This window comes from Shewanella gaetbuli, from assembly GCF_023284065.1.
Classification (GTDB): Bacteria; Pseudomonadota; Gammaproteobacteria; order Enterobacterales; family Shewanellaceae; genus Shewanella; species Shewanella gaetbuli.
In genome coordinates this window covers 188493-209693 of record NZ_JAKIKP010000003.1, presented here as the reverse complement: position 1 = coordinate 209693, position 21201 = coordinate 188493, and the positions used below count along the sequence as shown (strand labels likewise).

Annotated in this window: 17 protein-coding genes; 15 read left to right on the top strand and 2 right to left on the bottom strand. The window is 41.9% G+C overall.

Annotated elements, in window-relative coordinates; genetic code table 11:
* Positions 1 to 22 precede the first annotated feature (22 nt).
* The 5 genes from L2672_RS05865 to L2672_RS05845 all read left to right on the top strand — a co-directional run bounded on the left by L2672_RS05865 (position 23) and on the right by L2672_RS05845 (position 5866).
* Positions 23 to 1264: an alkaline phosphatase gene (locus tag L2672_RS05865; protein ID WP_248995104.1), complete on the top strand. Its 1242-nt coding sequence runs from the start codon at positions 23 to 25 to the stop codon at positions 1262 to 1264.
* A gap of 125 nt (positions 1265 to 1389) precedes the next feature.
* Entirely contained in the window at positions 1390 to 2424 is a 1035-nt protein-coding gene (locus L2672_RS05860) for a methyltransferase (RefSeq protein WP_248994901.1), read from the top strand.
* Between the two features lie 190 nt (positions 2425 to 2614).
* Positions 2615 to 4279: a DUF342 domain-containing protein gene (locus L2672_RS05855; RefSeq protein ID WP_248994900.1), complete on the top strand. Its 1665-nt coding sequence runs from the start codon at positions 2615 to 2617 to the stop codon at positions 4277 to 4279.
* 18 nt (positions 4280 to 4297) lie between these two features.
* Entirely contained in the window at positions 4298 to 4651 is a 354-nt protein-coding gene (locus L2672_RS05850; RefSeq protein ID WP_248994899.1) for a DUF4144 family protein, read from the top strand.
* A gap of 57 nt (positions 4652 to 4708) precedes the next feature.
* Positions 4709 to 5866, top strand: a complete 1158-nt coding sequence (locus tag L2672_RS05845) for a site-2 protease family protein (protein ID WP_248994898.1) — start codon at positions 4709 to 4711, stop codon at positions 5864 to 5866.
* Positions 5867 to 5939: 73 nt separating this feature from the next.
* On the opposite strand, the gene L2672_RS05840 is transcribed toward L2672_RS05845, so the two are convergent.
* Positions 5940 to 7331: an MFS transporter gene (locus tag L2672_RS05840; protein ID WP_248994897.1), complete on the bottom strand. Its 1392-nt coding sequence runs from the start codon at positions 7329 to 7331 to the stop codon at positions 5940 to 5942.
* Positions 7332 to 7384: 53 nt separating this feature from the next.
* Complete coding sequence (locus tag L2672_RS05835) at positions 7385 to 8125, bottom strand: DUF481 domain-containing protein (protein ID WP_248994896.1); 741 nt, start codon at positions 8123 to 8125, stop codon at positions 7385 to 7387.
* 215 nt (positions 8126 to 8340) lie between these two features.
* On the opposite strand from L2672_RS05835, the gene rpsF reads away from it, so the two are divergent.
* From rpsF to L2672_RS05785, 10 genes are all read left to right on the top strand, one after another.
* Positions 8341 to 8736 carry a 30S ribosomal protein S6 gene (rpsF, locus tag L2672_RS05830; protein ID WP_248994895.1) on the top strand — a complete coding sequence of 132 codons (396 nt, stop codon included), beginning with the start codon at positions 8341 to 8343 and terminating at the stop codon, positions 8734 to 8736.
* A gap of 8 nt (positions 8737 to 8744) precedes the next feature.
* On the top strand, positions 8745 to 9047 hold the full coding sequence (priB, locus tag L2672_RS05825) for a primosomal replication protein N (protein ID WP_248994894.1): 303 nt from the start codon (positions 8745 to 8747) through the stop codon (positions 9045 to 9047).
* A 12-nt stretch (positions 9048 to 9059) separates the two neighbouring features.
* On the top strand, positions 9060 to 9287 hold the full coding sequence (gene rpsR / locus L2672_RS05820) for a 30S ribosomal protein S18 (RefSeq protein ID WP_130598554.1): 228 nt from the start codon (positions 9060 to 9062) through the stop codon (positions 9285 to 9287).
* Positions 9288 to 9327: 40 nt separating this feature from the next.
* Positions 9328 to 9780, top strand: coding sequence for a 50S ribosomal protein L9 (gene rplI / locus L2672_RS05815; protein WP_248994893.1), 453 nt, complete (start codon positions 9328 to 9330; stop codon positions 9778 to 9780).
* A 329-nt stretch (positions 9781 to 10109) separates the two neighbouring features.
* The gene (locus tag L2672_RS05810; protein WP_248994892.1) at positions 10110 to 12950 is read left to right on the top strand and encodes a TonB-dependent receptor domain-containing protein; all 2841 of its coding nucleotides are present in this window, start codon (positions 10110 to 10112) and stop codon (positions 12948 to 12950) included.
* A 223-nt stretch (positions 12951 to 13173) separates the two neighbouring features.
* Positions 13174 to 16857, top strand: a complete 3684-nt coding sequence (locus L2672_RS05805) for an ATP-binding protein (protein WP_248994891.1) — start codon at positions 13174 to 13176, stop codon at positions 16855 to 16857.
* Complete coding sequence (locus tag L2672_RS05800) at positions 16857 to 17522, top strand: hypothetical protein (protein WP_275974966.1); 666 nt, start codon at positions 16857 to 16859, stop codon at positions 17520 to 17522. The genes L2672_RS05805 and L2672_RS05800 overlap by 1 nt, the downstream gene beginning before the upstream one ends.
* Positions 17519 to 18739: a phosphoenolpyruvate carboxylase gene (locus L2672_RS05795; RefSeq protein WP_248994890.1), complete on the top strand. Its 1221-nt coding sequence runs from the start codon at positions 17519 to 17521 to the stop codon at positions 18737 to 18739. Before L2672_RS05800 ends, L2672_RS05795 begins: the two co-directional genes overlap by 4 nt.
* A complete protein-coding gene (locus L2672_RS05790) occupies positions 18727 to 19632 on the top strand; it encodes a DUF7281 domain-containing protein (protein ID WP_248994889.1) in 906 nt (301 codons plus the stop codon). The genes L2672_RS05795 and L2672_RS05790 overlap by 13 nt, the downstream gene beginning before the upstream one ends.
* 262 nt (positions 19633 to 19894) lie before the next feature.
* Positions 19895 to 21139: a dicarboxylate/amino acid:cation symporter gene (locus L2672_RS05785; protein WP_248994888.1), complete on the top strand. Its 1245-nt coding sequence runs from the start codon at positions 19895 to 19897 to the stop codon at positions 21137 to 21139.
* The last annotated feature ends 62 nt before the right edge of the window (positions 21140 to 21201 follow it).

Here is a 21201-nt window from a genome sequence, read left to right as displayed (position 1 = left end):
TAGCACACCCGCCGCTATTGCTATGGCGCAAAAATCGGCCAATATTTCACAGTCTCAACCAAGAAATATTATCATCATGGTCGGGGATGGTATGGGGCCAGCCTATACCTCAGCTTATCGATATTATAAAAACAATCCGGAAACGGAAGAAGTTGAGCAAACCGTTTTTGACCGCCTATTAGTGGGCATGGCCAGTACCTATCCAGCGAAAGAAAGCGGCTATGTCACAGACTCAGCCGCCTCAGCTACGGCTCTTTCTACTGGGGTAAAAAGTTATAATGGTGCAATCAGTGTTGACGTCAATAAGCGCAAATTAACCACCTTACTAGAAAAAGCTAAATCTGCAGGTTTAGCAACTGGTGTTGCGGTATCGTCACAGGTTAACCACGCCACTCCTGCAGCCTTTTTAAGCCATAATGAAAGCCGCAAAAATTATGTCGAAATAGCACAAAGCTATCTGAATACTGACGCGGACGTCATTTTGGGCGGTGGACAACGCTATTTTTCACCGGAATTAATCAGCCAATTCACCGCTAAAGGCTATCAACATATTACCGAGTTTGAACAACTTGATAGTGTCACCACACCCAAAGTATTAGGTTTGTTTGCCGATGTACAATTACCTTGGGTGATAGACAATCCTGACGCCAAGCATTTAAGTACCTTAACTAAAAAAGCATTGAGCTTATTAAATCAAAACCCCAATGGCTTTGTGTTGTTGGTTGAAGGGAGCCTGATTGATTGGGCTGGGCACAGTAATGATATTGCCACGGCTATGGCTGAGTTAGATGAATTTGCCCATACTATTGAAGTGGTTGAACAATTTGTTCGTCAGCATAAAGATACCTTAATGGTGGTCACAGCCGATCATAATACTGGTGGCTTGTCAGTGGGGGCTAATGACGAATACGCTTGGAACCCTGAAGTATTACACCGTGTAAAAGCCAGCCCTGAAGCCATTGCAGCTCAAGCCATCGCCTCAGAAGAATGGCAAAAAATTGTAACTGATTTATTAGGCTTTGAACCCAATATTCAACAGTTTTCGCAATTAACCAATGCCCGAATGCAAGGTAATAAAACACTGGCTATCGCTTTAAGAAAAATCATTGATACATACTCAAATACTGGCTGGACAACACTAGGGCATACTGGCGAGGATGTTCAAGTATTTGCCACAGGGCCAGGGGCTAAATTATTTTCGGGGCATCAAGACAATACTGATATTGCCAACAAAATTTTTAGCTTATTACCAAAAAACCAATAATAAACGCACTAATCAGCCTAAAATAATAAGTTATAATATGAAGCGACAATTTAGTCGCTTCTATTATTCAATTTCAGCTCAAAGGTTTTTCCTCTTGGGTATCAATCGACAATACGGTATTTAGCGTGCTAACAAATCCTTCTCAAATCATTATTAGAAACAGCGATGAATTTGCTGGTAAAAATGTACTTATCATTAACTATGAGTCTGATGATTTAGCAAATCAATGCCTTGAAGTTGCCAAGCAAGTCACCGCGCTGGCGCTTGATTTCAACCACCACTTAACATTATCACCACACCAAAAAAGTCATCTACGTTGTTATTTTGGCCATCAATTACCCGACGAAGCCGCCAATGACAAATTTGATTGTGTCATCGTCTATTTCCCTAAAGCTAAACCCCTAGCAGAGTATCTATTTACCCTAGCCGCGAATCATTTAGTTGATGAAGGAGAGATACTCATTGTAGGTGAAAACAAAGGTGGTATTAAATCAGTGGCCAAACTTTTGCCGCAATTTTTTACCCCTGCAATAAAAATAGATAATGCAAGACATTGCCTACTTTACCGAGCATTTTTAACTCAAACACCACCCATACTCGATATAAATAACTGGGTAAGCCAGTATCCGTTATCGACGCCTCAAGGGGACATTGTCATTTGCAATTTAGTGGGCGTTTTCAGTGAGAAAAAACTTGATCAAGGCACAGAATTATTGCTGTCTAACTTAGCGGGCTTATCAGGCCGCACCTTAGATTTTGGCTGTGGGGCAGGAGTAATAACCGTTGCCTTATTGAAGCAATATCCACAGCTCGATATTGAGTGCGTCGATATTAATGCCATGGCACTCGCCTCATGTCAGCTCACACTTGCGGCTAACAACATGCAAGCCAAGGTGTATCCTTCTGATGGTTTTAACCAAGTAGAAGGAGCTTTCGACAGTATAATCTCTAACCCTCCATTCCACGACGGCCTAGATAGCACCTTTGCCATTGCCAATGACTTTGTTAAACAAAGTGCACAACGATTGCACAAAAATGGCGTCTGGCAAATTGTCGCTAATAGACACCTACCCTATGCCGATAATATTGCTAATACTTTTGGCAATGTGAATATATCTGCCGAAAACAACAAATACAAAGTCTACTTACAAACAAACTGATCATGACATCAAGGCTCATTAATATATAAAAATGAGCCTGTTCTCAATTACCTATTTACTTATCACGCTGGCAAAACGTGCAATATTCCGCTAGATTAATCTTACTTCTTGAGTCTTAATTAGACTTAGTATCAAGTAATGCTAAATTACTTAATATTTACTCCGATAAAAACAAATACAATGGATAGTTATGTTAGAGGCAAATGTAGCAGTATTTAATGCTGACCAGTCAAAAGTGGAGCTCAGGCTCACACCCAACACTCATGGACCGGTTTCAATAGAGTCAATTGAAGAACTGCTCAAGCAGCCAGACTTTGCGATGTTATTTCCAATCACTCCTGCTATTGATAAAGCCGTAAAAGAAGTCAATGCCCTATGTGGCCAAGCCCCCGGTGATCATGAACTATTCTTTACCATTGCTGAGCGTAAAGATGGTGATATTAGTATCAGTATTAGTGAAGACAAAATGCACGCATCAATGAAAATCACCTCAGCATGGGGCGGTAAAGATATTGTATTAGCGGATGTATTAAATAACCTCAAGAGTCACAAAATTAAATTAGGGCTCAGTAAGCCAAAAATCATGGCGCTTATGCAACGTTTGGATATTCTTCCTCCGGGGGAAAGTTGTGAAGATGAAATTGCAACAGGCAAGGCTCCTGTCAACGGTAGCGACGCCATTTTAACGCGTAAAGTGCCACTCGCCCGTGAACGCCTTTTACAACCCCAAGAGCGAGAAGACGGTACTGTTGATATGCGCAACTTAGGCGCACAAGTGACCGTAAAACCCAATGATGTACTGATGGTAAAAACACCAGCGACTTTAGGGACTCCTGGGTACAATGTTCAAGGTGATATATTGCATCAGGTTCCCGGAAAAGATAAACCTATGCAGCCAGGTAATGGCGCAACAATCTGTCCAAAAGATCCTAATAAACTCATTGCGACAGTCTCTGGTCAGCCGGTAGAAAACCGTAAAGGAATGCAGGTTGATGACGTGCTACAAATCAAAGAGGTTAATGTAAAGTTTGGCCATGTTGATTTTAAAGGCAGTATCTTAATTACCGGAGATGTCCATGAAGGGATGAATGTCAAAGCCAGCGGTGATATTACCGTTATGGGGTTTGTCGATTCAGCCAGTTTACAAGCAGAGGGCGACGTTATTGTTAGTAAAGGAATTATTGGCCGATTAATTAAAGATCACGAACTGAGCACTCATATTAAAGCCAAGGGGCAAATTTGTGCCCAATTTGTCCAATACTCTGATTTACAAGCCGAAGGCGCAATTCTGGTCACTAAACAATTACTGCACAGCTATAGCCAGTCTGGAGAGACCATCACCGTGAGTGATGAGCACAACCGTCGAGGTGATTTAGTGGGCGGCAAGGCCACTGCTGCTCAAGGTATTCGAGCCGTTGCCTTTGGTGCAACCGCTGGCACTAAAACCGAATTATTTTGTGCCATGGAGCAGCAATCATTAAAGCAATCTTATAAAGAACTCAATGATAGCGCTAAACAGTTAATGGTTGCCGGTCTAGATTTAGAATCTAGGTTAAGAAAACTGCCGCCTAAATCAGAATGGCAAACTGATGCAGGAATGATCGAGCAAGTTAAAATGATGCTTGATCAAAAGAAACAGATTGAAGATGAACGCATTAAAGAAGAAATACAACTGACCGAAATAGAAGCCGAGATTGAAGGCTATTACCAACGTTACTTTATCCGCGCCGAAAAACATGTCTTTGCCAATGTTGAAATTCATATTGGACCGGCCCAAAATAAAACTCAGCGCGAACATGGTACTTGCACGATTAACAATGTGAGCGGTGAAATAATATATGATTACAGTAAGTAAACTTACTGCTTTTTAGCGATGACACTCAAATTATATTGGCCGGCCATTATTCAACAAAATGACGGCCATTTATTATTTATTGCCGATAACGACCACTTACAAGACTACCTTACACTGGATGCACACTTTGCCCTGCCCGAGGACAAGTTAATCGATAGTCAAGGTCAAACAATTCTAGTGTCGCAATTACATCGCCCACCACTGACCTCTATATCCGCGAGCATAGCCCCACCAAAGATCAACAAAACCTCCCTCAATGAGTTCATTGCCATAATTCGTTTATATGCTCAACAACAAAATCAGTGTTGTACCAGCAAAATAACCTTCACCAACTTTTCGCAAGGAATGCAAATTATTCAACAGCTTGATTGAGGAATCAGAGTCGCTCTGGCAAAATAGCCGCAATTTTTAACATGATTGAGAACAGGTATGGAATTATTAAATATTGAGTGTCTGGGCAAACGATTACGCTTAGAAGGCTCAATGGCAGGTTGGCAGCAACTTTTTTGGGATAATCAATTAGTGTCTCAAAAGTCGGCCAGCCCTGAAAACCAAGCTTTCCATATTCACCAATTTGATCTCACCTTGCATCAGCCCCTGATACAGACTGTACCAACATCAACCGAGGCGGGTTTATCAGAGCCGGCTAGCGCGACCACTGACAACACTAAAACCATTTCTGTTAGGCTTGAAGTGGATGTGAGTTGGCAGCCATTCACATTAGATTACAGTTTACTGATTGATGAAGAACAAATTACTCAAGGGCAGCGAAACACCAAAGATATCGAACAGCAAACGCCTGAAATTCCAATCCCCAAAGCAAATAAAATTAGCTTGGTGGGGTTAGCATCCTTAGGTTTTAAATTATTAAAAAGCGCTAAAGTGGTTAAAGCGTTACTTGCGGGTGCCAGTGTTGCCGCATACTCATGGTTATTTTCAATTGAATTTGCCTTAGCCTTAATTGCCTGTTTAATGTTTCATGAGTATGGCCATATTAAAGCAATGAAATACTTTGGCATGAAAACCAAAGGGATTTACCTCATTCCATTTATGGGCGGTCTCGCATTAAGTGATGAAAAAATTAACACTCGCTGGCAAGACGTGGTTATCTCAATTATGGGGCCAACATTCGGACTGTTATTATCGATTGCCTGTGTTATCGCTTATTGGCTTACGGGTAATATATTCTTTGCTGGACTCGCCGCATTTAATGCCCTACTCAACCTATTTAATTTACTGCCTATTCTGCCCTTAGATGGTGGCCATATTCTTAAAAGTATCAGCTTCTCCATGAATAGCGTAGTTGGTTTAATTGCCTGTGTTGCCGGCGCCGCTATTGGGGTATTTGTCAGCTATAGCCTAGGGCTAGCCTTATTAGGATTTTTATTACTTATCGGCAGTATTGAGATTGTTTTTGAATGGCGTACGCGACACCATAGCCATTTATTACCCTTAGATCGATACGGGCAAATATTCTCAGCCATTTGGTATTTACTGACGGTTGGCGGGCTAATTGGGATTATCTGGATGTTAGCGGGAACCGGTGACGATATGCTACGTATGCCGTTAGAGATTCTGAAAAGTTAGCCGTTTTCAGCGCGAGTAATTTGATCATAAAAATAACCCCGACAACATTGTCGGGGTTATTGTAAGTGCTGGACTATTTAACTGTTTCAGCATTTATAACAGGTTCCAAATCAGCTTGTTGATTATCAACATCTTGTTCATCGTACTCTTGCTCATAAAGTTCTTCTTCATATAGATCGACATCATCTAATACAACAGTATCCTCATCAGGATTAACCATTTGGTCTTGCACCGACTCCACATCAATACGAGGGTCAAATGAGGCCGCCAAAGGTGAAGATGCTAAGTCACCGCTAGACATTACATAGTCTTGGCTGGTACCTTGCTCCGCTTTTTGACGTTTATTGATAAACAGTAACCGAATGACCAAAGTAAATGCGCAAATGCTCATAAACCCGTAAAGCATATCGTTACCTATTTTTTGCATTAAAAATGAGGCGATAAGCGGACCAATACTGGCACCTACACCAAATGTCACTAAAATAGTCGCAGACAAGCCCACTCGTTCATGTTGTTCAACTCTAGAGTTTGCCAATGCGGTCGCTAATGGATACAGGGTAAATGCTAAAATACCAAACAGCCCAGTTAATATTAATGACAACTGCGCATCAAAAGGCACCAAGGCAATCACTAAGACTAAGACTCCCAATAAAGCACAATTAATGCGGATCAGCCGACTTCTTGGAATTTTGTCAGAAATTTTACCCATTGGCCATTGAGCCATTAACCCCGCAAAAATGGTACAAGACATATATAACGCTACCGCTTGGGGCTCTATCCCCTGAGCCGTCGCATACGCAGGCGCAAGACCATAAAAACACCCTACAATCATGCCTCCCAACCCTAAGGTCGTTAATGCTTGTGGGGCTAATGACCAATAATATTTCATATTAAGCGGTGCAGGAGTAAGAGGGTCTGGATGAATTCGGCGAGTAATAGCGATGGGCACAATACACAGGGCAAAACAGATGGCAATTAATAACAGTGGTTCTAAACCTAATTCAGGGAATAAGCTAATTGCACCCTGCCCGGCCATCAAGCCAAGATAAGAGACAATCATATAACTAGCGAAGACGGTTCCCCGCTGACTAGGCTCAGATTGCTCGTTTAACCAGCTTTCTAACACCATGTATTGGCACATCATTCCCATACCAACAATGATCCGCAAAAATAACCAAACCGGTAAACTGTCTATTAATGCATGACCTAAAGCAGACGCAGTGACAACCCCTGCACAAGCGACAAAAGCTCGAATATGCCCCACATTTGCAATGAGTTTATGGCCCACTTTAGAACCAAACACTAATCCCACATAATAGGCTGACATCATGCCGCCCACCCAAACTTGTGGCGCGTCCAAATGAGTCAGCTTTAAACCAAGGTAAGTCGTTAATAAACCTGACCCTAAAACCATCATTAATGTGGTGCTATATAAAGAAGCAAAACTACGCAGAGGATTTTTCATCACTTAACCCTATGTTTAATAGCACCACAGCCGGATACTGCTGCAATGATAATTTATTGAAAAGTATACAATAGATTAAATGTGGTAATCGTATCGGTATTTTGGCTGTCTTCAGGCACTTCAGAGGTGTACTTCACGTTAACCCCAATTTTAAATGCCCAATCCTGAATAAAGGTGTTTTTATAACTCATATCTAACGTCAGAGTATTGTTATCTGCACCAGACTCAGCCGTTAAGTCAGCATTGAAACTGGTATATTCCTGTAACTTCACCGAATACTTAGCCGCGGTACGTAAGATGAAGTCTTGGTTAGCCTCAGGATCCATATCTGTGGAGGAAGAAGATGGCAAATCGTAACGATAACCGGGGCCAACCTCTAAACTTAACTTAGACGCTGAATTGCTAATAAGGTCAAAACCATAACCTGATGAAATAGTATAAATTTTTGTAAACGAGCCGTATTCATCCCAGGTAAATTCACCCCGTCCAAACACATACCCTCGACTCAACTTATAGTTAGACTGTAAATAAAGGTCGTATTTTTCAGCGGTAGACTCACTGCCATCGGCGGCGTAATAGGCTTTTACGGTTGCTTCTTGTTTGGTTTGCGAGGTTTCATACGTTAAATAGGTTCGACCATTGAAGTTTTTTGTTTCATTGTTACCACTATTTAACTGTAAACCTGCTTCAACTTCAGCATTAAAGTCACTTTCAGGTTCTTGATAATCAGGAGGCACCAGCGCCCAAGCCGCTGGAGAAATAGTTAATAGGCAGATTAATAAGGCTTTTTTCATGGGGCTCACTATGACTTTTAAATAATAACGACCTAGTTCAACAGCGAGACATGATACCTGCATTCAATTACGCATGAAAGAATACTTTATTACTTGAGTTTATTGTTCACTTTCTGTAATATCGCGCGCTCAAATCAGTCACTTTAATTCGTTCCTTGCCTCAAACTTGGTCTGACTGAGCCAAAACGAGGCTACATAACCGTAAGGAGCAATAAATGCGTCATTACGAAATCGTATTTATGGTTCACCCAGATCAAAGTGAACAAGTCCCTGGTATGATTGAGCGTTACACCGGTGTTATCACCGCTGCTAACGGTACAATCCACCGTTTAGAAGATTGGGGCCGTCGTCAATTGGCTTACCCAATTCAAGACCTACATAAAGCTCACTATGTTCTTTTGAACGTAGAAGCAACTGCAGAGTCTATTGAAGAGTTAGAAACAGCTTTCCGTTTCAACGACGCTGTTCTGCGTAACATGGTAATGCGCACTAAAGCTGCAGTTACTGAAGCTTCTCCAATGGCTAAAGCTAAAGACGAACGTGAAACACGTCGTGCTCCAGCTGAAGGTCAAAACACTGAAGAAGCTAGCGCTGAAGAAAACGCTGAATAATTTATTCTGTGAATAACCACTTAACCTTGTTTGGCACGATAACTCGCTCTAAACAATTGAATAGCCCAAGCGGAATTAACCACACGGTTATTACGTTAGAGCATAAATCACAACGATATGAAGCAGACTTATTACGAAACGTATACTGCCTAATACAAGTGATATTAAGTGGCCCACGCTTTAACAGCGTGACAGATAAATTAAAAGCAGGTGTGCAAGTTGAAGTAGAAGGATTTCTTTCACTACAACAAGGTCGAAATGGACAAAACCGTTTAGTCCTGCATGCTGAAAATGTCGAATTGAAAACTTAGGAGACTGTCAAAATGGCACGTTATTTCCGTCGTCGCAAGTTCTGTCGCTTTACATCTGAAGGCGTTACAGAAATTGATTATAAAGATATCGTAACTTTAAAGAACTACATCACTGAAAGCGGCAAGATTGTTCCTAGCCGTATCACTGGTACTAGTGCTAAATACCAACGCCAACTAGCTCGCGCTATTAAGCGTGCTCGTTATCTTTCTCTACTGCCTTACACTGATTTACATCAGTAATTGCAGTATTAATTCCTAATCGAATATAGAGGATTTGATAATGAACGTAATTCTACTAGACAAAATTGCAAACTTAGGCAGCTTAGGCGACCAAGTTTCTGTTAAAGCTGGTTATGCACGTAACTTCCTTTTACCTTTTGGTAAAGCCGTTATTGCAAACGCTGCAAACGTTGAAGTATTTGAAGCTCGTCGCGCTGAATTAGAAGCTAAATTAGCTGAAGAATTAGCTGCTGCACAAGCTCGTGCTGAAAAATTAACTGCATTAGAAGCTGTTGTTATCGCTTCTAAAGCAGGTGATGAAGGTAAATTATTCGGTTCAGTTGGCAACCGTGACATCGCTGATGCAGTAACTGCAGCTGGCGTTGAACTTGCTAAATCTGAAGTTCGTTTACCTTTAGGTGCTTTACGCACTACTGGTGACTTCGAAGTTGAAGTACAAGTACACACTGAAGTTAAAGCTGTAGTTAAAGTTTCTATCGTTGAAGAAGCTTAATTATTGCTAACGCTTAAAGAAAACACCGCCAATTGGCGGTGTTTTTTTATGCCGAATCGGCTCAATTACTCTACAAGACATATTCTAGCAAATCACCTCCGCCCCACTAAAAGATAGTAAAACCTTTGACTTGCTCTCTTACCAGACCTTTCTCAGATTTAATGGTAATTTTTACTCATTTATTTTAGTACATTAGCAAAAATGTACTATGCTTTATTCATTAGATTATCGATGCATTTATGATATTGACTTGAAATCATTAACTAGCCCTTTTGAGTCTGCATTATTTTTGCGTTAATGCCACTTTGATACTGACTTAAAGGAACTATATGTCACATCAAAACTTCACTCTCGCCTGTAAACTTTTGCCTTTAACTGCCGCTATTTTGGCAGGCTCCGTTTTTGCCAATGATGAGCCAATTTCAAATGATGAGCCGATAGCCAATGAAAATATCATGGAACGGATAAAAGTTACTGGATCAAAAATCAAACGTTTAAACGATTTATCAGTCAGTCCGATGACCGTCATTTCAGGAGAAGAAATAGCTGATTTAGGCCTCAACAACGTTTCTGACATACTGAGACTAATTCCGGCTACGGCGGCAGGATTTACCCCTGACAATGCTAACTTTTATCCCTTTGCCAGCGGTGTTAACTTTACCGATTTACGTAATTTAGACACGGCCAGAACCTTAGTATTAGTTAATGGGCGGCGCTTTGTTTCAGGTTACAGTGGCCAATCGGAAGTGGATTTAAATACCATTCCCACAGCAATGGTAGAACGCATAGACGTTATTACCGGTGGAGCATCCGCAGTGTATGGTTCTGATGCCATTGCGGGAGTGGTTAATATTATTACCCGCACGGATGTTGATCTGTTAGAGCTTGATGTAAGTTACACTCAACCAGAACAAAGTGGTGGCGAGCAAGGGCAAGTATCGCTTACTTCAGGGGGGCGTTTTATAGATAACACTTTGTCGTTCGCATTCAACGCCACTTATGCACAGCAAAAAGAAATCAGAGAAGACCAGCGCGATTTTTTAGACAATCCTGTAACGGGGATTAACAACCCTGATCCCAATGGCCCAGCTAGAATTGCCTATGAAGGCCGTAAACCCTATGCTTGGCGCAATGAAGCAGGCACATTTTTAGCCGATGACGGTAACCGATATACCTTTGATCAAAATGGCAATATGAAATTGTTTGATTTTGGTGAAGGGATTCTTGAAGGCCCAGGGAGTAATTCAAGCTTTTGTGGGCCAAGCTGTGAAGGTTATGACCCCGTTAATTATGGTTTAGCGCGAGCACCGTTAGACCGGTTAGTGTTAATGTTAAATACTGATTACCATTTAAATGATAATCATCGTTTATTTAGCGAAATCACCTTTGTAAATTATCAATCAGAAGGGGAAACCTCACCACCATTTCATAACCAGAATACGATTCAAGCAGACAATGCATTCTTACCAGATGAAACCCGTCAGTTAATGACAGATTTAAACATGAGCACCATTAACCTAGCGCGTTCAGACAGTGAATTTGGCAGCCGTACTTATCATCAAGACCGTCAAACATTCCGTTTCTTGCTTGGTATTGATGGATATATTAACGAAAATTGGGACTACATGGTGCATGTTCAGCGAGGTGAACTGCTTGAAGATACGGTTTGGAAAGGGCAAATATGGACCGACAGATACGAACAGGCTAAAGATGCCATTTATGAAAACGGCAACATAGTATGTCGTGACGCTGATGCCAGAGCGAATGGTTGTGTTCCAATGAATTTATTTGGTGTAGGCCAAGCCAGCCAAGAATCTATTGATTGGGTTGGAACCGAAGTAGGTCGAACAGCTAAAACTATTCAAACGAGTGCCGAAGCAACAGTAAGTGGCAGTTTATTGGAATTACCCGCGGGTTACCTATATGCGGCATTTTCAGCAGAATACCGCAAAGAATCATCATCCACAAACCCTGACCAAGCCATGATAGATAATACTATTTTTGGCTTACAGATTCTGCCTTTAAACGGTGAGTTTGATGTGACGGAGTTTGCCGCTGAATTGAATATTCCTATTTTAGACGATATGCCTTTGGTACATGAACTCAATGCAGATTTAGCTTATCGCTGGATGGACTATAGTTCAGCAGGGCAAGACGATGCGTGGAAAATTGGTTTAACTTGGATGCCAATAGAAAGCTTACGTATTCGTGCCACCAACTCTAAATCAGTTAGAGCACCAAATATTAGCGAACTTTATGGTGCAAGTTCACAAACCTTCGCCAATATTACCGATGTATGTGATGCCATTAATATTGAATTAGGTCCAAACGATAACCGTAAAAAGAACTGTCAGTCTATAGGGTTAGGTAATGGTTGGAACCCTTCACAAAATTGGTATCAACAAATGACAGCAGGTGAACTTACTGGCAATAGCGAGCTAAAAGCCGAGGTATCACATGACTACACCTTAGGGTTTGTTTATCAGCCAGAATTTATTGATGATTTTTTAATATCACTTGACTACTGGGCGTTTGACATCACCGATGCAATCGCATTTGCTTATGTGAACACTGCCGTTGAATATTGTTACGACTCTGACTCACTCAGTAATGATTATTGTAACTTGTTTGTTCGTGACAGTGTCAGCGGAGAAATTACCGACTTCTCTCAAACACCGGTTAATACTGCCTCGTTTAATGTTAAAGGCTTGGATATTGAACTTGCTTACGGGCTGGATTTACGTGAAGCGGGTGTATTGAACTTCCAAATTGTGAGTAGTTATCTAGAGAAATGGGAATATAACCCAACAGGCTTTGATGCTGATTTACGTTCTGATGTAGGTCGATACGACAAGCCACGCTGGACGGGAATGTTTATTGCTGATTGGCAGTATAACTCCCTAAAATTAGAGGCCCGTTCTAATTATCGTCACTCGATAGTTGGCAGTACAACCTTGCCTGAAGGTGCTAATAATTATAATGAAGTACCTTCGCATACCACTTGGGACTTCACCGGAACATACGACTTCGATGATCATTTAACCGTAAGGTTTGGAGTCAGAAATGCCTTTGATTTACCACCACCAAGAAACCCTAACTCATACTATGGGTGGGGTTACTATGACACTATAGGACGCGCGTTCTTTTTAGGTGCTAATTATAGGCTGTAGTTAATAGCTAATAATCATCAATAATAAAGCCAGTTAAGTACTTAACTGGCTTTATTTATAGTTCAATCGCTGCTTTGTTAAGCGCTAGTTTAACTTAATATGCAGTATCATAACCCTGTTTATCATTGCCATAATGTACACTTTAATTTAACGTAAATACCCTATGCCTATAGCTGGTTATGGCAACACCCATTGGATCGCGTGAATTTATTGAAGGACACCCATGCCTAGTTTGCAACGTATTGTGCTAATCAACACCCACCTCCCTGGCGTAGTAGAATTAGCGTTAACTGGCCACACTAATATTTGTGGAACGAATGCCTCAGGTAAAACAACCTTACAACGTTTAGTACCTGTTTTTTATGGTGAATATCCAAGTCGGGTTGTACCTTCCACACGTGACAGTTTTGAGCGTTGGTATCTGCCCCATGACTCTAGCTATATTATTTACGAATATCAAAAAGACGACGGTTTGCTCTATCAAGCAGTGTTGGCTTCTGCCGGTGATGGCAAAGGCGTTAACTATCGCTTTATTGCCCGTGGCTTTGAGCTAGAAGACTATGTAAAAAGTCGCAATGGCGACACCATTATTTGCCACTCAATGGCAGAACTCGGCCGAGATGTTAAACGTCAAGGTGTTGCCCATACCAATTTATTAAATACCCGTGAATTTAGGGCGATAATCCAAAATGATCGCAGCTTACTCAATACTGGCAGTAACCGAAATGAGTTGCGCACCTATGCACGCCAATTCTCGTTATGCGATGGTGAGCATAGCTTGAGACATATCGAAAAATTAGCCAAAGCGGTGCACTCAAAAGAAGGCAAAATGGAAACGGTTAAATCAATGATTGCCGCCATTTTAGAGGAAGACGGTGTTACCCCACCCACCTCACGCCTAAACCCTCAACGAGTTGAATCTTGGATCCGTGAAAGCCAATTAGTACAAGGCTTTGAACAAATTCGTCCCGAATTTGAAAAACTCGAACAAGAATTCAATCAATTACTTAGCGCAGAAATGCGTCTTGCCAGTTTATCTCGCGGGTATCGTAACGACGAAACATTAGAAGTCGAACGCCAAGATGCAAACCAAACATTGGCCAAAGAGCTCAATTTAAAGCTCAAAATGCTTGATGAAGAGTGGAAAGATATTCGTGATGAACTCCATGACGAAATCTCTGCTGCTAAAGGTGACACTAATAAATATGAGCAAGAACTTGATATTATTGAAGAACAACATGGGGCATTTTTAGATGCTGATATCGACCAAGCTAAAGCGGATCTCGACAGCTTACCAGCATGGCGACAAGATGTTGAAAACCTCAATGAACGTCATAAATTACAAACTGAAAAACATCAAGATATTGAAGCAGCATTTAACGCTAGACGCTCAAAAATTGCCGAGCAATTACATCGTGAATTAGAAAAACTTCACCAAGAGCAAGATACCCTGCGCGAAGACCGCGACAGCCAACGCGAACGCGCCAATGACGACTTAAACCAGCTCGAGCAATTTTGGCGCGATCAAACTGACGCAGGTAAAGCCAAATACAGCGAGCAAGAATATGAGCTCAAACTCAGTGCTGCCCAGTTAAAGCATCAAGTAGACAGCGTATCGTACACCGAAGAAGAAAAAATGCGTTTAGCCATTTTTGACGAGCGTATTAGTCTGGCCGATGAAGAACAAGAAAGCTGTAATCAAAAATTAGAGCGCCTCACCATTGAAGAGCGTAAGTTACGCGCCAAGCGTGATCAAGCCAATGAGTCATTACGCATAGCTACTGTGCGTGTGAATGAACGTGAACAAGCAAAAGATGAAATTCATCATATGCTGTTCCCACAATCACATACCTTACTGGAATTTTTGCGCAAAGAAGCTCAAGGCTGGGAGCAATCATTTGGAAAAGTTATTGCGCCAGAATTACTGCATCGCTCAGACCTACACCCAACCCTTTCTAACCAAGACAGCGATGCCTTGTTTGGGGTTCACATTGACTTAAAAGCCATTGATGTCCCTGAATATGCAGAGTCTGAACAAGCACTGCGTATCAAACTAGCCAAAGCTGAAGAGGCCTTAAAAAGCGCGCAAGAAGTGCAAGCTGAACATGAAGCTCAACTCGTTCAAATTAACGACTCATTAGATAAGCTCAATCGCGAGCTCACCTTTGCCCGCACCGCCTATAAAAATAGCCGTGAAGACTTACGACGTTTATTTGATGAAAAACGCACCGAGCAACAACACATTGATCACGCGTTAAATCAACGTAAAGCGGAATCAGGCAAGCGACTCATTCAGCTAGACAATGAACTTAAGCAACTTAAAAATCAACATGTTGAATGGCTAGCTGAGCAAAAAGAGCAAACGCTTGATGCCCGCATGGAAAAGCAAGCTTATTGGCAAGAAGTCGTTGGTGCTATTGATAATCAATTAGGGCAAATTAAAGCCAATATTGAACAGCGCCGCCAAAATGCTAAAACTGAACAAAAAGCCTGCGAATCATGGTACAAAAACGAGCTTAAATCTCGTGGTATAGATGAAACAGCCATTGTGGCATTAAAGCATCAAATCCGCGATTTAGAAGCCCAAATTAGCCATGCAGAACAACGCAGAAGTGAAGTATTACGATACGAAGATTGGTATCAACATACTTGGCTGGTAAGAAAACCACAGTTACAAACTCAATTAGCTGACGTCAAACGAGCAGCATTAGCCCTAGAGCAACAACTACAAAGTAAAACTGCTGAAATAAAAGCTCGCAGACAAGCATTAGAAATTCAACGTAAAACCTCTGATGCGGCTCAAGTTGAAGCCTCTGAAAACCTCACAAAATTACGCGCAGTAATGCGCAAATTGGCTGAGTTAAAACTGCCGGCCAATAATGAAGAGGCCAGCGGCAGCATTGGTGAAAGGCTGCGCCAAGGTGAAGACTTATTACTCAAACGCGACTTTTTACAAGGCTCGGTCAAGCAATACATTGAACACTTCGACAGCGTTATCGCCAGTAAATCAGGCTCCAGTTTAGCTGAGTTTTGGGAGCGCGCGCGTGAAGAGTCCAGCTTTACTAACGACAAAGGTATTCGCCTTCTAGATTACCGCAAGCTAGTGCCACAACTAGAGCAACTATTAAATGTTATGGTACCGCAGTCGTTAATGGCCATTCGCGAACAAGGGCGTATTTTTGGTGTCGACCTTACAGCTTTCTACGATGTACTGGCGGATATTGACCGCAGAATTGCCACCCAAAGCGCCCGTATCACCCGTGAAGTTGGTGAAGAACTATTTTTAGACGGCGTATCTGAATCAGCCGTGCGTATTCGTTCACGTATTAGTGAGCTAGAGTTTTGGCCAGAGTTAGAGGTCTTTGTAAAAGCCTTTAAGTCATGGAAAGCAGATAACTTTAGCACCTTACCAGACGAGCATTACACCAACAGTATGCGCCGCGCCTTAGACATTATTGGCCGCGCTGCCTTAACAGGGGGAATCGCCAAGTTATTAGAAATTGAGCTTCGCCTGAAAGAAGGTAATAGCGATTTAATCATTCGTACCGATCGCCAGTTAAATGAATCATCTAGCCATGGTATGGCTTACCTGATTTTATGTAAATTCTTGCTCGCCTTTACGCGTCTTTTACGCGGCAAAGCAGACGTAACCATTCATTGGCCTATTGATGAATTAGGCACCTTACACCACGGTAACGTGAAAAAGATTTTTGATGCCTGTGAAAACAATAACATCAGCGTATTAGGCGCATTCCCTAATCCAGAATCTGAAGTGCTTAACTTATTTATAAACCGCTACATCATTAATAAACAAACCAAAAAACTGCAGGTTGTTAAACCTAAAGCCAACCCATTGGCAGACCGATTAAAGCAACGCCACACGGCTAACTCAGAGGAAATTGCATAATGTCTAACGAAATCAATGACAGCCTTGAGACAGTTTTAGTCGGAACAGGTGCATTAATCGAACAGTTATTACGTGGGGAGTTTATTTGCCGAGTCACTAATGAAGATGGCTGGCGCGCACTGAAAAATAGCAGCACTCGTGAAAGAGTCGAGCAATATCTGAATCAAATTAACCGTACCATTACCAGTGCAGGTGAAGGTGAAGTGTTCTTTTGTGGATATTTACAACTGGGTGAAAACGAACGAAAAGTCATTTCTAGTCAATTCAAAGATATATGTGGCGCGTTAATTCCCCTAGTAGAATGGCTAGTGTTAGTACAAGAGGCCAGTGGTCAAGATGCACCATTAAGCGAAGGTGCGCCCATTCGTTTAACCGAACTACAAACCCGCATTGAAGACACCCCAGCCTTTAGTGAGCAATTAACTAAATTAAGCCATTACCGATTATTTGGCTCAACCAGCAACAATGTTGACGGCCAAATCAAGCTGGTGTTTAAGCGTTTAGTTGAGTTGGGATATTTAACAAAACCCAATGCTGAAAAGCAGATTTATATCGCCACTGGCAAGCTAGATTACTTATATGAAGTTATTCGTTTTATTGATGAAACCGAAGGCCTCAGTTTAGAGGCCCAAGCGGAAACTGCCACCCAGCGGGAGTTAATATGAACAGCAATTTGCACCAAGCCGGTGTTAAGCTGCTCAAACAACTTGGGCGGCATGCCGATGTAATTATGGATGCGTATTTATCTGGGTCGGTGAACGAATCAACCCATGATAGCGGCGTAATTGAAAAGCTTAAAAAAAGTGGCATTTTGTGGCGGCCTGAACCAGATCAAGAACTACGCTTAAAGCGTTCGGTACGCGCCTTATTAGAAGAAGGCTTAAGTGACGAACGTAACCGTCAAATTGATTCAAATGTTGGCTCTGCCTTAGCGACCATTAAAACCTTAGCTGACCACTACAAAGAAGCGCGTCATAATGTGGACTATGGCGCAGCTGAGGCATATTTATCTGACTTAAGTGAGCATGTTTACAGCTTCACCGATAGCCTACGCTACTCTATTCGAGTGCTGTGGGGCCGCATTAATAATGAATTTGGCTATGTGGGCACCATTAATGCCAAAATTCGTGAAAACGAGCTGGCACAAAGCCAAGTCACTGAGCTATTAAACGGCTTAGAAATGTTCCAATTTAGCGAGCTGGGTGAAATTGCGGGTGACATAAGAGAGCTTCGCCGCTTGTTGATCACCAGTTTGCAAGAAACCCTTAGCCAATGCACCCAAGAACTGAGCGTGGTGCAAGGACGTTTATTTGAATTATTAGGGCGTTTCAGACAAATTCAGGGACGAACTCGCCTGCTAAAAGGCTGGTTATTACATACTGATCTTCACCCTGATTATCAGCCCGATAACCATGTTGCCCATAACAACATCCCCAATTTATTTAATTGCGCCGACGCCATGTTAGCCCCCGCGCATGTCGATGTGACCAATTCACAACACGAGTTGGAATTAATGCAAATGGTGGCGCAAATTAAAGCCATTAGCCGTGACGACAAGCCCACCACAATACGTGAAACCGATGTCACTTTTGAAATGTCAGCGGTTGAAGACTTTGATGTCCCCGACAACCCATTAAAGCTAGCTGTTGATGAATATTTTTGTGCCGTTATCGATTCAGGCCTACGCCAGTCTGCATTAGAATACTTACAAAATAATCAGTTAGAGTGGGATAGCGAAAGTTGGCTATATCAAGTCATTGGTGGCTACGAGGCATTACCAATAGAGCATAAGCAGTACTTTGAACTAGAGCCCATTGGTAAGCCCCACCCGGTTTACAGCGGTAACTTTATTGTCACCGATGTCGAATTATGGCTAGCTTAACCAAAGCCCAAATCAAACTGATTCAACCCGTGGTAAAAGACAAAATATCACGGGTTAAATTTTCTGCTAATTGGCAGAAAATTTATCACACTTTTGAAATTGGCGAGCCCGATGGCGCTGAAAAATACTTGTTTTTTAATGGCCAAGATTGGCAATTATTGCGCGAAATGGTTCAGGTGAATGAAGGCATTGATCTGCTGAATGTAAACTTTAACCAAACTCGTGCAGAATTCGCCCTAGCCAATAAAAAAGAAAAGTACGCTAATATTCGCCCTGACGCTAATTACGTACTGGTAAAGTTACCTCGGCCGGTGCTACCCCAAGAAGATATACCTTACGGCCTTCGCATGACAGTTGAACAATGTCTGCAGCTTTGTCAGCAACACATACCTCACAATATAGTGGTAGTTGAAAACCTAGACGCCTTTGATGAAATTCATCAATTCAATTACGCCAATTTTCCCAGTGAGTTTACTGCGCATACGTTATTTGTCTACCGCGGTGGAGGTGGACACTCACCGGCAGGTTGTAAACGGTTATTACTGGAAATTTCAACAAATGCCCAGCTTAGCAAAACGGTACAAGTAGGTGCCTTTGCTGACTTAGATCCTGCAGGGTTACAAATAGCCCATTTATTACAGGGGTGTCAGTTTGTCATTTTGCCAAAGTTTATACATGATAAAGACGGCGAACAGATGTCACACGACCCGCTTTCGCTTATTAATGATCATCACGATTATGACAAACAGTGGCGTCAGCAAAAGTACCTCAACAAAGCCAAGTTACAAAACTGGCAACTTGTCGCAAACTTTATGCAACAACACCGCATCAGCATTAAACAGCAGCATATGTTGGCGCACCAATTACCGCTGATATATCTCCCCATCGACTAGACAATTACCCTAAATCCCGCCTTACTGACCACCAGCAAGCAATATAATATGCTGTTTCATTTGCGTTAATTCGACAATTATGCTCAATCAAGACTTTTTATTGTTTAAATACAACAAATTACACTAAGTGTATTGATTTGTTACCTAAATATTATCAATTAAATTCATTAACTGATTGAAATCTTATTTTTGATGGCTCAGTATCTCTGGCTTCAAAAAACAATAAGTCTGCAAATTAAAGACAACAAAGGACAGCAAGCATATGATGAAGTCGCTTTCAGCCCGCATTTTCGTGGGGCTATTTTTAGGGGTTATTTTAGGCAGCATAGTGCAATTCGCACTGGCTGATGTGGCATTCTTTTCTGGCACACTAGTCGATATCGCCTCTGGCGTTGGCACGATGTTCGTCAACATGATCATGATGCTCGTTGTCCCATTAGTGTTTGTCAGCATTGTTTGTGGCGTATGTGAACTACAAGATTTAAAAAGTTTTGGCCGCTTAGGCGGTAAAACCTTTGGTTTTTATATTATCAATACCGTGGTTGCGATTTTAGCGGCCTTCACCGTTGCAATGCTAATAGAGCCAGGTAAAGGTGTTGATATGAGCAGCTCTGGCCATGCTGACATCACCGCAACCGAACTGCCTAACTTAGTCAGTTTGATTGTGAGTATTGTACCTAATAACCCGTTCAGCGCCTTTACTTCAGGCAACATGCTACAAGTGATTTTTATGGCGTTATTACTTGGCGGTGTCATCAAATCTATGGGTAGCGCAGTTGAAGGAGCCGTTAAAGGTTTCCAAACGGCTAACAAAATCATGATGCGTTTAATTTCAGTGGTCATGAGCATCGCACCTATTGGTGTGTTTGCATTGATGTTTAAGCTAGGTGCAACCTTAGAGCCTGAAATTTTTGTCAGCGTGGTTGAATACCTTGTGCTTATTTTAGCGCTGTTATTACTGTGGATTTTTGTGGTTTACCCATTTGCGGTTAGCCTGTTTACTCAAGTGTCTGCAAAAACATTCCGTGAAAAAACCCAAGAGCAAATTTTGTTCTCACTGTCTACCGCGTCATCTAACGCCACCATTCCTGTCACCATGCGTACGCTAACCGATAAGCTGGGCGTAAGCAAAGCTGTTGCCGGCTTTGGTGTGCCGTTAGGGGCAACCATGAACATGGGCGGTGTGTCTATTTACATTACTATCGCCATTTTCTTTGTGGCTAATGCTTTTGGTATGCCAATTACAGGCGAGCAAATACCGGCATTACTATTTAGTGTGTTCTTATTATCTGTTGGTGCAGGTGGCGTACCTGGCGGCGGCATGGTGATGATTGGTGTGCTTATTCATCAAATGGGCTTACCCGTTGAAGCATTTGTGATTGTTGCGGCATTAGACCGTATTATTGATATGGTACTCACTTCTTGTAACGTAGTCGGTGACACAGCGGTACTTACCATTGTTGACCAAACTGAAACGCCACACCAAATAGCAGAAGAAAAAGCATAATATTACCGCCCACTAATTTGCAGTAATAAGATTAAAAATGCCCAGTAATTACTGGGCATTTT